Origin of the sequence: Methanothermobacter sp., assembly GCF_030055435.1 — an archaeon.
Lineage (GTDB): Archaea > Methanobacteriota > Methanobacteria > Methanobacteriales > Methanothermobacteraceae > Methanothermobacter.
Map to the genome: position 1 here is coordinate 1 of NZ_JASFYG010000005.1, position 14,092 is coordinate 14,092.

General features: G+C 45.6%; 16 protein-coding genes and 2 rRNA genes. 10 read left to right on the plus strand and 8 right to left on the minus strand.

Annotation, left to right across the window (positions count from 1 at the left end; translation table 11 throughout):
* From QFX30_RS06380 to QFX30_RS09070, 3 genes are all read left to right on the plus strand, one after another.
* A 23S ribosomal RNA gene (locus tag QFX30_RS06380) occupies positions 1–239 on the plus strand; the annotation flags it as partial.
* 107 nt (positions 240–346) lie between these two features.
* Positions 347–467, plus strand: a 5S ribosomal RNA gene (gene rrf, locus QFX30_RS06385).
* Positions 468–601: 134 nt separating this feature from the next.
* Entirely contained in the window at positions 602–913 is a 312-nt protein-coding gene (locus QFX30_RS09070; protein WP_367186142.1) for a DUF6790 family protein, read from the plus strand.
* Positions 914–1,058: 145 nt separating this feature from the next.
* Here the strand turns inward: QFX30_RS09070 and QFX30_RS06390 are convergent, their stop codons facing one another.
* The 3 genes from QFX30_RS06390 to QFX30_RS06400 are packed head-to-tail and all read right to left on the minus strand — an operon-like array spanning position 1,059 to position 4,637.
* On the minus strand, positions 1,059–1,952 hold the full coding sequence (locus QFX30_RS06390; RefSeq protein WP_300489801.1) for a cation diffusion facilitator family transporter: 894 nt from the start codon (positions 1,950–1,952) through the stop codon (positions 1,059–1,061).
* Position 1,953: 1 nt separating this feature from the next.
* Positions 1,954–3,072 (minus strand): pyridoxal phosphate-dependent aminotransferase, encoded by a 1,119-nt coding sequence (locus tag QFX30_RS06395; protein ID WP_300490252.1) that lies wholly within the window; start codon positions 3,070–3,072, stop codon positions 1,954–1,956.
* On the minus strand, positions 3,069–4,637 hold the full coding sequence (locus QFX30_RS06400) for a radical SAM protein (RefSeq protein ID WP_300489804.1): 1,569 nt from the start codon (positions 4,635–4,637) through the stop codon (positions 3,069–3,071). The genes QFX30_RS06395 and QFX30_RS06400 overlap by 4 nt, the downstream gene beginning before the upstream one ends.
* 112 nt (positions 4,638–4,749) lie before the next feature.
* On the opposite strand from QFX30_RS06400, the gene QFX30_RS06405 reads away from it, so the two are divergent.
* The 4 genes from QFX30_RS06405 to QFX30_RS06420 are packed head-to-tail and all read left to right on the plus strand — an operon-like array spanning position 4,750 to position 9,932.
* A complete protein-coding gene (locus QFX30_RS06405; protein WP_300489807.1) occupies positions 4,750–5,250 on the plus strand; it encodes a phosphopantetheine adenylyltransferase in 501 nt (166 codons plus the stop codon).
* Positions 5,251–5,265: 15 nt separating this feature from the next.
* The gene (yjjX, locus tag QFX30_RS06410) at positions 5,266–5,793 is read left to right on the plus strand and encodes an inosine/xanthosine triphosphatase (protein WP_300489811.1); all 528 of its coding nucleotides are present in this window, start codon (positions 5,266–5,268) and stop codon (positions 5,791–5,793) included.
* Positions 5,794–5,796: 3 nt separating this feature from the next.
* Positions 5,797–7,908, plus strand: coding sequence for an STT3 domain-containing protein (locus tag QFX30_RS06415; RefSeq protein WP_300489814.1), 2,112 nt, complete (start codon positions 5,797–5,799; stop codon positions 7,906–7,908).
* Positions 7,908–9,932 (plus strand): STT3 domain-containing protein, encoded by a 2,025-nt coding sequence (locus QFX30_RS06420; protein ID WP_300489817.1) that lies wholly within the window; start codon positions 7,908–7,910, stop codon positions 9,930–9,932. Before QFX30_RS06415 ends, QFX30_RS06420 begins: the two co-directional genes overlap by 1 nt.
* 102 nt (positions 9,933–10,034) lie before the next feature.
* On the opposite strand, the gene QFX30_RS06425 is transcribed toward QFX30_RS06420, so the two are convergent.
* The 3 genes from QFX30_RS06425 to QFX30_RS06435 form a co-directional block, all read right to left on the minus strand.
* Positions 10,035–10,220, minus strand: a complete 186-nt coding sequence (locus QFX30_RS06425; protein WP_192961038.1) for a class III signal peptide-containing protein — start codon at positions 10,218–10,220, stop codon at positions 10,035–10,037.
* A 329-nt stretch (positions 10,221–10,549) separates the two neighbouring features.
* Positions 10,550–10,720, minus strand: coding sequence for a class III signal peptide-containing protein (locus QFX30_RS06430; protein ID WP_237780044.1), 171 nt, complete (start codon positions 10,718–10,720; stop codon positions 10,550–10,552).
* 16 nt (positions 10,721–10,736) lie between these two features.
* Positions 10,737–10,922, minus strand: a complete 186-nt coding sequence (locus QFX30_RS06435; protein WP_192961038.1) for a class III signal peptide-containing protein — start codon at positions 10,920–10,922, stop codon at positions 10,737–10,739.
* Between the two features lie 160 nt (positions 10,923–11,082).
* Here QFX30_RS06435 and QFX30_RS06440 point away from each other — a divergent pair, with 160 nt between their 5' ends.
* Positions 11,083–11,631, plus strand: a complete 549-nt coding sequence (locus QFX30_RS06440) for a hypothetical protein (protein ID WP_300489823.1) — start codon at positions 11,083–11,085, stop codon at positions 11,629–11,631.
* Here QFX30_RS06440 and QFX30_RS06445 read toward each other — a convergent pair whose 3' ends face one another.
* Positions 11,632–11,811: a class III signal peptide-containing protein gene (locus QFX30_RS06445; RefSeq protein ID WP_300489826.1), complete on the minus strand. Its 180-nt coding sequence runs from the start codon at positions 11,809–11,811 to the stop codon at positions 11,632–11,634. It abuts the gene before it with no gap.
* A 196-nt stretch (positions 11,812–12,007) separates the two neighbouring features.
* Positions 12,008–12,745 carry a hypothetical protein gene (locus QFX30_RS06450; protein WP_300489828.1) on the minus strand — a complete coding sequence of 246 codons (738 nt, stop codon included), beginning with the start codon at positions 12,743–12,745 and terminating at the stop codon, positions 12,008–12,010.
* A 1-nt stretch (position 12,746) separates the two neighbouring features.
* On the opposite strand from QFX30_RS06450, the gene QFX30_RS06455 reads away from it, so the two are divergent.
* Together QFX30_RS06455 and QFX30_RS06460 are read left to right on the plus strand one after the other, a co-directional pair.
* Complete coding sequence (locus QFX30_RS06455; RefSeq protein ID WP_300489831.1) at positions 12,747–13,385, plus strand: hypothetical protein; 639 nt, start codon at positions 12,747–12,749, stop codon at positions 13,383–13,385.
* Positions 13,385–14,077, plus strand: coding sequence for a metal-dependent hydrolase (locus tag QFX30_RS06460; protein WP_300489834.1), 693 nt, complete (start codon positions 13,385–13,387; stop codon positions 14,075–14,077). Before QFX30_RS06455 ends, QFX30_RS06460 begins: the two co-directional genes overlap by 1 nt.
* Positions 14,078–14,092 lie beyond the last annotated feature (15 nt).

Genomic DNA, 14,092 nt, shown 5'->3' on the forward strand with positions numbered 1-14,092 from the left:
GAGAGGAACGAACCGTCGGCGCCTCTGGTTTACCGGTTATCCGAGTGGGTATTGCCGGGCAGCTACGCGCTATGATTATAAAGGCTGAAAGCATCTAAGCCTGAGGTTTTCCCTGAAAATAGGCGGCTTGTGGACTGCGGGTAGAAGACCTGTTTGTTGGGGCGGAGGTGTGAGCTTCGAGGCCTGTTTTTGGGTCGAGTTGTTTAGCCTGCCGCTTCCAAGGTTTTTTGTCCCTTTTGGGGTTTGGTTGTGTTTTGTGGCTGTTTTCTGGTTGGGTGTTAGTGGTTTTTTGGGTTTTCCTGTGGGGGTTTCCTCTTTTATGTGTGGTTTTTATCTGTTTTGTGGTTTTGGCGGTCATGGCGCAGGGGTTTATACCTGATCTCGTTTCGATCTCAGTAGTTAAGTCCTGCTGCGTGGTGGGTGTGTACTGCGGTGTTTGCTGTGGGAAGCCCACTTCACTGCCAGACCACACATCATACTCATTCTCTTAACAGGAATTTATCCATTTAAGCTGCATATGATTTATTAAACTAAATGCAGCTGTGAAAAATGGAACTGTATTATTATATGGCCTTTATTAACCATTCTCACGATTCCTTTTCTGTTCTATCGTCGGTCAGCACTTGATTCTGAAAATTTTGTTGAAATACTTCTCCTTTCAATCCTCAGATTACAAGTGGTGCGGGTTCTATCTGAGCATTCGCTGGACACACATTCATATCATACAATCGACATGGAATGGCCAACTGGAAACCCATTTCGATGGATGGCATTTGCGAACCTATCATTTGGTGTACTTGGTCTCTTATTCTGGAAATTTCGCGGTGAATTCTGGACTGCAACTAGAAGGTTTTTAGCATACCTTGGAGCTGCTTATGGACACATCATCGCTGCGCTTATGAAAGGAAACTAATCTCCAGCCAACGGCGAACCACTTACATTGATACCATTATACCTCTGATACTGACTCTCTGATTTAGTGGAAGAGAACTCTTTTAGAGAATTAATGAAATTATACTGGTTTTTGATTTGCCAGAAAAGATCTAAAAATTAATATTTCACCAGTCGGTGCATCTTGTTTTCTCACCTACAGGGCATACATGGACATTGACAATTTTTATCATATCAACGTCAGCTATGATTTTTCCCTCAACATCGTGTGCTATTCTATGGGCTTCACGGAGTACCAGGTCCCCATCAACCTCGATGTGGATATCAGCTGCAGCATAGGGTCCAAAATAGTTTATACGGACATCATGTATGCCCTTAACCCCCTCAACAGATAGGGCTGCTGTCTCAATGTCCCTCATGAGGGAGGGTGATGGGACCGCTCCAAGTATATTGTTGACATTCTCACGGCCAACATCAAAGGCTGTTTTAAGAACAAGCATGGCTATTATCACGGCAACCAGGGGATCGAGGAACTTGAAACCCAGGTTAGACCCTGCAACACCCACTATTATGGCTATACATGAGAAGATGTCAACCTGCTGGTGCTGGGCATCCGCCATTATTGCGGGGCTGTTTATCCTCTCCCCAATTCTCCTTATATATAGCGTCATGGAAATGTTTGCGACTATACCCCCAGCAGCCATAAGGGCGGCGGTGTAATCTGGAGGGGCCACTTCAATGAAAAGTTTACGGTATGCCTCAGAAACTATCTCATAGGATATGATACCAAGGAATAAAACAACAAGAAGGCCAACAAGAGCCTCCGCCCGTCCATGTCCGTAGGGATGCTCCCTGTCAGGTGGCCGTTGCCCTATTCTGAATCCTATGTATGTGATTATTGATGTCATAACGTCTGATAGGGTGTGGGCGGCTTCAGCAACAAGGGCAACACTACCAGAGGACACCCCCACAATGAAATTCAGGGTCGTTAAAAGTATGTTACCACCTATACCTGCAAGTGCTGCACGCCTTCCGAGGCGTACCCTCTCAACATCATCCACATCAAACACCACACATGCCTTTCAAGCGTTCCATGGCTTCCTCTATAAGCTCATAGGATGTTGCATATGACATTCTAACATAATATGAACCTGCCTCTCCAAATGCAGTTCCCGGGACAACTGCAACACCGGCATCCAGTGCCCTTTCTGTAAAACCCCTGGAGTCACCCACGTAGGGGAACATGTAGAATGCACCGCCTGGAAGAGTACACTCGAGCCCCATCTCAGTGAGGGACCTGAACATGAGGTCACGCCTTCTTTTGAACTCATCTAACATCTCTTTCACACAGTCCTGGGGACCCCTGAGGGCTGCAAGGGCAGCAACCTGAGACACAGATGGTGCGCAGGCGGTATTGTACTGGTGAACCTTGAGAAGCTCCTCAATTATATCCTCACGGCCGGCAACGTAACCTATCCTGAGTCCGGTCATGGCATAGGTCTTTGAGAACCCGTTGATGACCAGGGCGTTATCTGTGAAACGGGCGGGGCTGTAATGTTTTCCATCATATATGATCTTTTCATAGATTTCATCTGAGATTATGATTAGATCCCTGTCCTCTGCTATTTCAGCGACCCCCTTAATGTCATCCTTACCCATGACGCTACCTGTTGGATTGGATGGTGAATTCATTATTATGACCCTTGTATCGTCTGTGATCAGTGATTCAACCCTTTCAGGGGTCATGGAGAATCCGTCCTCCATACTGAGGGGTACAGGGACACTTATGGCCTCTGCAAGCTTCACACATGCATCGTATGATAGGAAACCCGGGTCGGGTATAAGTGCATGGTCCCCCCTGTCAAGAAGGGCCTGTGTGCACATGAATATAGCTTCACTGGCACCAACGGTTACTATTATTGACTCAGGCTCCACATGAACCCGATTCTCTGTTCTGAGTTTCTCTGAGATGGCCTCCCTGAGTTCATCCATACCCCTGTTTGATGTGTAGTGTGTCATTCCCTCCTCCACAGCTTTCTTGATGGCTTCCCCCACATGTTCAGGTACATTGAAATCAGGTTCACCTATCCCGAGGTTTATTGTGTCCTCACCGGCCACTTCAAACATTTTCCTTATCTCTGAGAGCCTTATGTCCCTTATTCTTGAAGCAAATTCTGTCATCTTAATCGCCCTTCCTCCTGCCATGAACAGTGATCCATGCATCCATGGCATCCTGACTCCTCACACCATGGTGTTAGTTTCTCCTCCTCCATCCTAATGTATTCTTTCATGAGGAAGTCCTCCCTTAGTCCAACGTTGATGTTATCCCATGGGAGATCATCGCCGGGGTTTCTCCTGCTGCAGTGGAGCTCCCATTCCCTGAGGGGTACCTTTGAGAATGAGGCCCTCTCAATGAGTTCTCCAGTTTCGGGTCCACCTGTGGAGAGCACATACTGTATGAGTCCACCGCGGGGACTTCCAAATTTAACAGGAATCCCCCCTGTGAGTTTCCTCAGAAGTTTGATCTTCCTTTTCATTTCCCTCATGTCATATTCCATCCACTGGAGGGGTGTGTGTGGCTTGGGAATGAGGGGGTTGATGCTGAAGCTCACCATTCCCCTTCTTATTTCATGGAGTTCATGCATGAGGCGTGCCAGGTCCTTTAAGTCTTCATCAGACTCCCCGGGGACTCCTGTAAGGAAGTACATTTTAACACGAAAACCCCTTTTTATAGCCTCCTCTGTTTTTTTAAACACCATGCTATCGCTTATGGGCTTGTTAAGTTTTCTTCGCAATTTAAGGGTTGATTCTGGTGCCACTGTAACTGTTTTAAGTCCCCCTCCAAGCAGTGTATTCATGAGGTGGGCTGACAGTGATTCTATTCTGAGTGACGGCATTGAAACCATGAAGTCCATATCCACGAGTCTGGAGGAGAGTTCATCTATACGTGAATAGTCAGAGGCAGCAGCACCTATAAGTGAGACCTTACTGTAACCTGTGGCATGACGGCCCCTCTCTGCAACATCAAGGAGCTTGGGGAGTGATGTCTCACGTTTGGGGCGGTATAGGTAGCCGGACATGCAGAAACGGCAGCCCCGTGAACAGCCCCTTGAAACACCCAGAAGGAATGACCTCCCCAGTGAGGGGACCATCTTTTTATCCTCGGTGACTGGAACTATCTGTCTTACAGGATGACATGCCCCGTCCATATCCTCAACAATCATCCTCTCTGCAGGGTTGTCTGGAATGTAAACACCCTTTATGTCCATGAATTCATCAATCTCACGGCGGGGATCGTCCAGCTCAAGGTACCGATCGATTAACCTGTTGAGCACAGGTTCAGCCTCACCTATTATGAAGAGGTCAATGAAATCTGAGAGTGGAAGGGGATTGGATGTTATGCAGGGCCCCCCTGCGATTACAAGGGGACCGTCACGTTCATCCCTCCTCGGCGAAACACCACCATCCCTTAGCATCTGGGGAATCCTGAAATAGTCCTCCTCGTAGTGCACCGTGAAGCTGATTATATCAAAGTCCCTCAGCGGACTTCCAGATTCAAGGCTTCGTTTGTAGGGGTGTATCACCCGCTCACACCATGCATCATCCCTTGAATTTATAAGATGGTAGATTATATGGTAACCGAGTGAGGACATGGCGGTCCTGTAGGGCCCCGGGTAACAGGATGCAACTCTGACATCAACCATCCGGGGGTTCTTGATGATGACATTGTATTCCCGAAGCTGCATGATCTATAATTTATAAAGTCATCGCACTTAAAGTGGCCATAAGGAGAGGCTTTCCACATAATATAAATTTAACTCCAACATAATTAGGGTATTGGCTTCTGAAGATGATAGGATGAAGGTAAAGAAGTACTCACTTGTTGCTGTTGGAGGCACCTTTGACAGATTTCATAAGGGCCATAGAAAACTCCTTGATGAGGCATTCCGTGTCGGGAATACTGTGATGATTGGTGTAACATCAGATGAATTTGCATCTGCAAAGGGAGACGATATAGAGCCCTGCAGTGTCAGAATGAAGAACCTTGAGGAGTATCTTTCAGATAAGGATACAGAGTACCATATAATGAGGCTGGAGGACCCCTACGGCACCACGGTTACAGATGAACGTTTCGATGCCATAGTGGTGAGCAGGGAGACCGAGCCTGTTGCCCATGAGATAAATAAAATAAGAAAAAGAAAGGGGTTCAGGGAACTTGATATCATAACCATTGACATGGTGCCCGCAGATGATGGTATCCCCATCTCGTCCACAAGGATAAGAAGGGGAGAAATAGACAGGATGGGACATCTGCTTGATAGGATACGCCATACAATAAAAAGAAAGAGAAATCGGTGAAACGAAGGTGCTTCCATGAGGGTTAATGTGGGATCAACAAATCCGGTTAAGGTTAAGGCCACAGCGAATGTCCTTGGGAAGATATTCGATGAAATTGAGGTCAGGGGTGTTGAGGTTGACTCAGGAGTATCTGATCAGCCGGTAGGTCTTGAGGAGACTGTTAAGGGGGCCATCAACCGTGCAAGGGGGGCTTTCAGCAACTGTGAACTGAGTGTTGGCATCGAGTCAGGTCTCCACAGGGTGCCGGGGACGATCACGGGATTTGTGGACCTCCAGTGGTGCGCCATATATGATGGTGATCATGTAACACTTGGTGTGAGCGCAGGCTTTGAATACCCTCCCCTGGTGGTTGAGGAGGTCCTCTCAGGAAGGGAGGTGGGGGAAGTCATGGATGAGCTCACAGGTGTGGATGAACTGGGCAGGAAGAGGGGTGCTGTGAGTTTCCTCTCCCATGGAATGCTTGATCGTGTTGGAAATACAGAGCAGTGCGTCCTCATGGCCATGATACCCCGCATGAACCCCTCACTCTATGATCTTGAATAGGTGGTGTTTTTCCTGGAAGTCAATGAAAATGTGAAGATCTTCCTTCTGATGGTACTCATATTCTTCACGGGCTTCATCCTTAGAGCTGAAACGGTTCATCTTGGAGACGTCAATGGGACCGAGAGGGCATATCTCATAGATGATCAGGGCCTCCCCTACATGTACGAACTGGACTCCTACTACAACTACCGCATCACAGAGAACTACCTGAAAAACGGTCATCCGGGGGATACACTGAAATCAGGGATTCCATGGGACTCCTATTCTTATTACCCCCCTGGAAGACCCGCTGTCTATCCACCAGTAATATCATGGGTTTCGATAATTCTCTACAGGCTTCTTGACCCCTTCACAGATATGAGCCTCTACGAGCTCTGTTTCTGGTTGCCGGCTATTGTGGCACCCTTTGCTGGTACCGTGATGTTCTTCCTCATCAGAAAGTATGCCGGTGCCGCTGGAGGGTTCGCCGGGGGCATCCTGATGGTCACAGCACCCCTCTACTTTGCAAGAACCATCCCTGGCTTTTTTGATACAGACATGTTCAACTGTCTGATGCCAGCTTTAATTGTGCTTTTCTACACGGGTGTGGTGGAATCCAGGGATAAATATGGATACATCACTTCTGGAATACTCTTTGCAGTTTCCATGCTGTTTTTCTCCCTTTCATGGACAGGATGGCCGTTCATGCTCTATGTTACCCTTGCATCTGCCTTTATTTATTCGATCATATCATGGAGAATGGAAACGCCTGATTTATCGTGCATCAAGAGGCTCTTCATTCCAGTTTTACTGGCAATTCTTCTGATAGGATTATTCAATGGCCCCCAACAGCTTTCAGGGATCAACCCTCTCTCCATCCTTCAGTCAAAATCATCGACGGGATCATGGCCAGATATTTATGAGTCGGTCTCAGAACTTGACCACCCCTCAGTCGAGGTGTTCTTCTCTGCTGCAGGACCCCTCAACCTGGGATTCGGTGTCTTCGGGGCTCTTGTGATTATCAGTATCTTCATAAGGGGAGATATGAGGAGGAAACATCTCCCATCATTCAACCCCTTCATCCTCACCATTTCACTGGTATGGATGCTTGCAGGGCTTACCGCATATTATATCAGTGTTCGTTTCGGTATTCTCGCAATAACCCCCCTCACATTCATATCTGGCATATTCCTTGGCGTTGTCTTCTCATATATGCGGGCCATCAGCGGTAGATGGGACTTCAGGGCGGATATTCCTGTGGTTCTCCTACTGGCCCTCATAATCTCAGTGGCCACCATCGAGGCTGCTGAGATTGGCAGGGTTCCCTTTATAAATGATGATTTCTCGGATGCAGCGAATTTCCTGAAGGATGGAACAAAAGAGGGCACCGTTGTTGTGACTGAATGGAGCTATGGCCACTACATCACAGCCGCCGCGGAACGCCCAGTTCTTTTTGATGGGGGATCACAGAATACCCCCCGGGCCTACTGGATTTTCAGGGCATTCGAGACAGACAATGAAAGTTTATCAGCAGGGATATTAACGATGCTCACATCTTCGGGGGACTCAGCAGTTTCACTTCTAGAGAACAGGACAGGAAACACGTCAATAACGGTTCAGATACTCAACGATATCCTTGGCGTTAACAGAGGATCTGCAGAGGAGATCCTCACCACAAAGTATGGCCTTGACAGGGATTTTGTAAATAAACTCCTTGGATACACCCATCCAGAGAGGAGGAACTATGTTATTCTAACAACGGAGGGTATGCGGTATATAGGGTACTGGTACCTTTACTATGGATCATGGAACTTTACCTCACCCACCCCCAGACCCCTCTATGAGGTTGTGGATACCGGGAGGTCTGAAATGCTGAAATCGGTTGATGAGGGCTCATGGAGAGGTAGGAGACCCTACCGTTTCATAATAAAAGACGAAAACTCTGTGAAAAGCGTCGAAGTGAATGAATCCAGCAATTTTTCTGTTATACTCCTCCCAGATGAACGGGAGACCATAATTATAGATAGAAGATTTGATGATTCCCTCTTCGTAAGACTGGTGCTCCTTGGGGAGGAAAGCGAACACTTCAGAAGGATATACAGAAATGGTCAGGTAACCATCTGGGGGTTGAGGTGATGTGTGGGAGGGATCTGAGGATTTCCATTATCCTCATTGCGGTTATATTCTTTCTGGGATTCTTTCTGAGGATGGAAAATGCTTTCTTTGATGATCCACTCTATACCGATGAAAACGGACTGCAGTATTTTCAGGAGAGTGACTCCTATTACAATTACCGCCTCACAGAGAACATCGTATCCGGGGGACACATGGGTGATGCTGTGATTGATGGGATGCCATGGGATCTCCACTCATATTATCCTCCAGGTGTTCCTCTGGACTACCCCCCACTACTCCCCATCATGGCCTCAACTTTATATGCGCTGATCAGCGCAGTTGCACCGGTGAGCCTCCGTGGGATCTGCCTTCTTATGCCGGCCTTTACAGCTCCACTAGCGGGAGTAGTATGTTTTATCATTGTGAGAAAATTTTATGGGAATTTCCCTGGATTCGTGGCAGGTATTCTCGTTGTTTCAGCCCCCTTCTATCTTATTAAAACCGTTTATGGGTTCTATGATACTGACATGCTTATTATCACAATCCCCCTAACCGCACTCCTATTTCTTGTTGGGGCAGATTGCAGTGAAAAAAACAGGATTCTAGTATCATCATGTGCGGGATTATTCCTTTTTCTCTTCTCAATCACATGGAGCGGCTGGCAGATAATGTTTTACATACTTTTTGCATCATTTTTAGTTTGTATGGTAGTGTTTAGAAACAGTGAAAACATGAAGGATATGTTGGAGGTCTTCATTCCAGCATTTGCTGTTCTTTTTGTTCTTCTGATAGTTCTGAATCGGCTTGAACTCATTAAGCTTTTCGTGGGACCTCTAAGATTACCTGACCTCATGAATCACTCATTATGGTACCCATGGCCTGATTCCTATGCCACTGTTGCGGAGCTTCAGCCAGCATCTCCTGATAAAATCCTGAGGTACATATCCCCGTTGCTGATTATTATGGGCGGCTTGGGAATTCCGCTTTACTTTATTCGTGGACGTGACAGTGCACCGGAAATTCTGATTATCATAATTTCTCTCTGGGTCTTCACAGGTGTTCTGATGCTCATGAAGGGCGTAAGGTTCATCATGTTCCTTATACCACCACTTTCGATATCCGCAGGGATACTAACGGGTATTGTGACAGAATATTCCTCCACTACTTTTAAAAAGATTAAAATGGTTGCCTCTTCTATCATCATAGCGCTGGTTCTGGTTCAGGTTTTCGTATCATGGGGTATGCTTGGAGATCTGAAACCTGGCTATGATGACTACTTTGAGGAATCGGCAAAGTGGATAGCTGAAAATACTTCCACTGATTCAGTTATAGTAACTGAATGGAGCTATGGCCACTTCTACACTTCTCAAGCAGATAGGCCTGTTCTCTATGACGGCAGACTGGCCTACATTGAGACCTTACCCGCCAGGATACTCTGGTATGGACCATCCATTGACCCGAGAATACCATCAACTGCTAGGGACTACTGGATCAGCAGGGCCCTCTCCTCTAACGACACCACACTATCTGTAAATGTTCTGAGGATGCTCTCCAGCTCAGGTGATGAGGCATACCTTTTCCTTGAAAATTATACAGGCGACAGTGTCAGATCCCTCAGAATAATGGAGGAGATCCTTTCCCTAAATAAATCTCAGGCTAGGGAGGTACTGGCGAAAAAATACGGTTTTCGTGATGAAGATGCACTCAGGGTAATCAGCAGAACCCACCCCCTCAATTCACGCGAAGTAGTCATTGTGATTCCGGATCAGATGATCAGCAGCATGGCTGTCAGAGTGGATAGAAATTACACTGTTTCAGAGGATATATACTCCAGGATATGGGTTAGAGGAAACCACATTGAGGAGGAGGTCATCGATCCTTCAGGAAAGAGTTCACTGGTGGAGATGGATGGTAGAATGTACCTCATGAACAAAAAATACAGGAACTCACTGCTCTTAAGACTTTTGCTGGGAGTTCCTGATGATCGGTTTCTGCTGGTTTATGAAAATCCAGAGATAAAGGTTTATATACTTCAGAATTTTTGAAAAAGTTAATCAGTTGATCGTGGTTTCACAGGCGGTGTTTATTGAATATCAATTTCAGCGCTTATCTGGGCCTCTTCCTCGATCAACAATTTAATCCTGCTCTTAGATTCCTGCGCCTGTGTTGACGTTTGTCCTTACGTTGTTTATGTCCTGTGCTGCGTTGAGGTTTGATTTGCTGAAGTATGCTCTGTAGATTAGTAGTGCGACGATTGCTATTACGATTACACCACCGAAGAGCAGTATGTATTCAGCTGCGCCCTGTCCGGCTTCATCTTTCAGGAACTTCATAACTTCACACATCCATATGCGCATTTTAATGCAACTATTTTCTATTATGTACTTTAGTATTAATAATAGTTGCTATGGATGTACTCATATACAAGCATCTTCAATCATAAATCAGCTGCACCGTTCGCACCTGAGTAAAGATGTATTTATCCGCTGGATCGCGCTTTTAAGGAATACTTTTTGTAGTTCTTGCTTTTTACCTGTCAGACCGAATCAGTATTCCTAACTACAAAAATCGAGATGTAGATAGTTCATCTTATCGGTCAAGTGAGAGACCAAAAAGATATAATAATGCGAAAATAAGTAGAACCTAAAAAAACATCATCTAATTAGAGTTTGTTGATCGTGGTGTCACGGGCGGTGTTGATTACTTCGCTGATGTTTCCGGCTATTGAGCCGGAGATGTTAAAAATGTAGGAGCCTACGGCTATGACTATTACCAGCAGTGCTCCTACGATCAGTATCATTTCAGCGCTTATCTGGGCCTCTTCCTCGATCAACAATTTAATCCTGCTCTTAGATTCCTGCGCCTGTGTTGACGTTTGTCCTTACGTTGTTTATGTCCTGTGCTGCGTTGAGGTTTGATTTGCTGAAGTATGCTCTGTAGATTAGTAGTGCGACGATTGCTATTACGATTACACCACCGAAGAGCAGTATGTATTCAGCTGCGCCCTGTCCGGCTTCATCTTTCAGGAACTTCATAACTTCACACCTCCATTAATTCACCAGTTCTGGCTTGTTTCATCTTATGTTGTTAACCACTTATAAATTTAGCGGATAACATTTCCAGTTTAACCATTCATTTCACATCGATATAAATATATTTAAATGGTTTTGTTCATAATATCACAAAGGTGATGTGATGCCGCGGAAGTACAACATTGACAGAGTAATACTTGAAATTCTGCAGGAGGGTGATCTGAGCAGGGCAGAGCTGGGTGATAGAATAAGGTCCAGGATCAAGTTCAGCGTTACCGATAAGACAATAAATGAGGCCATCTTCAAGCTTCTAAAGTCCAGCAGAATAACTGTCACGGGCTATGACCTTGGCATATACAATGGCGTTGATAGGGTGCAGTCCCTTAAACCTGACGGCATAATATTTGGTCTTGTACAGAGGGATCCCCTTGAGATGAACCTCTTAATAAGAAAACTTGAATCTGAAAACCTGCATGAGTCAGAATCGGCTCTTAATAAACTCAGAAAGATCTTCAGGGCTAAAACGGCCGAGATTGGAGTTGACGCTGAGGACATATTTGGAATGATAGTAAATGAAATACTGTCCCTGGACCCTGACCAGAAGCGCATCATGACACAGAAACTTGCCTATGCCCTGAGTGACGAGGATGATGCCCCTGAGCAGCTTAGACACCTTATAACATACTTTGAGATCAGAGCAGGGAACATGTGATTACCCGCTTTTTACGCTTTCCCTTACACTGTTGAGGTCTGTGGCTACATTAAGAGGATTCGTTGTTTTTATGTACTCTGTATAGATCAAAAGGGTTGCTATAGCAATAAAAATTACTCCACCAAAAAGAAGTATATACTCAGCGGCTCCTTGGCCACATTCATCTAAAACTATTATCACTGAAATACACCCCAATTAATTTATACGGCATTTTATAAAAACCAAATTATATAAATTTTCACCCTAAAAAACCTTTTATAAATGAATGCAGATAATAAAATATTAATTTAAACCCTAGTAGTTCCGGGAGCGGGAGGCATTCAATGATATACTTGCTGGTTACATTTGCTGGAATTTTAATGATAATTGCTGGCCTTTATTTCATGTCACTTGGTTTTGCGACACCACCGGATATTTTCATGTTCTTTCTGGGACTCATTCTCTTTGTACCTGGTCTCATAATCACCCTTCTATTTGCAGGAAGAATAGATCTGGAATCCATTAAATCTGTAGCAGAGAAAAAAACCCCTAAAAAGAAGGTTAAACCTGCTAAAAGGGCTCCTGTTAAAAAACAGCCTACATTTAAGGCTCCTGAGGCTGTTGAGGGGGCTTCTGAAAAGAGTGTTGGTGGTGCTGGGCGGTCGGCTTTGAAGGCTCCTGAGGCTGTTGAGGGGGCTTCTGAAAAGAGTGTTGGTGGTGCTGGGCGGTCGGCTTTGAAGGCTCCTGAGGCTGTTGAGGGGGCTCCTAAGAGGAGGGTTCCTTCTGTACTTAAAGGAAAACCAGGAAAAGGATCTGAAGGTCTGAAAGAAGGCATTTCCGAGTCAACTGAAGCCAAAAAGGTCAAACCCAAAACTCCCACGAAGGAATTAAAGGATATAAAATCCTCTACTGAGGAGGTATTGGCATCAGAATCTAATGCTGCAGAGCCATCCAGAATGACCCCTATCAGGAAAATCACTCCTGAAAAAGCTATAAAACCCGCTTTCAAAAATAAATCTCCTGATATGGCTCTAAAAGGAGCTTCTAAAACTGAAACCACTGAGTCTACCCTTAAAAGACTGTTTAGCCTTCCAAAACTCAGAAAGGGTAAAGAGGATGCATCTGAAAAGGACAAGGTGTCCCCTAAAAAGAAAACAGAGAAACCAGTGAAATCCGCCCCCGTCAGAAGAACACTACCAAGGACAGACAACAGTTACGTGACAGAGAGGCTAAAGAAGCTCAAACAGGAGTACATCGAGAATGTGGATGATGTTGAGGACCTTCTAGAGGAGAGGCTGGATTCATTCAAGGGGGCCATAAACAGAATAAGGGCCGAAACAAGGGAGCCAAGCATAATATGGTCATTCGATGCATCAGATGTGCAGGATGCAATGCGGGAGACCATAACAACTGCTGAAGAAAGCGTTGTCCTCATGTACCCATGGATAAGGAATATAGATGTCTCGGTGCTCAAGAAATTCATGGATACAAAGAGCCGTCTCATAATACAGGAGGCCAGTCTGGATGATGAGGCCTCAGTGGAACTCATAAAGGTCTTAATGGACAATAATGTTGAGATAAGGACCATGCCCCATATACATACCGTTGCAGCGGTTGCAGATGATAAGAATGGCCTCATAATATCGACTGACCCTATATATGAGAGTTTTGAGGTTGGTGTTATCTACAAGGACAAGAAATCTATATCTGAAATTAAAAAACTCTTTGAGGAAGCATGGAATCTTTCAGATGAAATCAAGTTGGAGGGAGTTTAGTGAAAATTCAGTGGTTTGGACACTCTGCATTTGAGATAACATCAGATGATACAAAAATACTCATAGATCCGTTCATAAGCAACAACCCTCTCTGCAATACTGCAGTGGAGGAATTTGACCCTGACATCATCTGTGTAACCCATGGCCATGCAGATCACCTGGGCGATGCCATGGAAATAGCCGACAGGTCAGGGGCCATCTTGATAGCTAACCACGAGCTCTCGGTTTTCTTTGGAAGGCAGGGGCTTGAAAGTAACGGTATGAACATTGGCGGAACTGTTTCTGTTGATGGAATCACCATAAGGATGGTGGATGCCAAGCACTCCTCAGATATAGATTTCACAGAGGAGGTCACATCAGGGGGAAGCGCATGCGGTTACATCATTGAAACCCCTGAGGGGAAGGTGTACCATGCAGGTGACACAGGACTGTTCGCGGATATGAGGGATGTTATAGGTGCCATTTATCGCCCCGAAATTGCACTTCTACCCATAGGGGACCGCTACACAATGGGGCCAGAGGACGCGTCCATCGCCGTGGAATGGATAAAACCAGAAAGGGTGTTTCCCATGCACTACAACACCTTTCCAGTAATTGAACAGGACCCGGAGATCTTTGCTGAAATGGTAGGGAGAACCTCCCCCGACACAGAGGTCGTTGTCCTTGATGTTGGGGGAGTCTATGAAGATTAATCATAAGAAGTGATA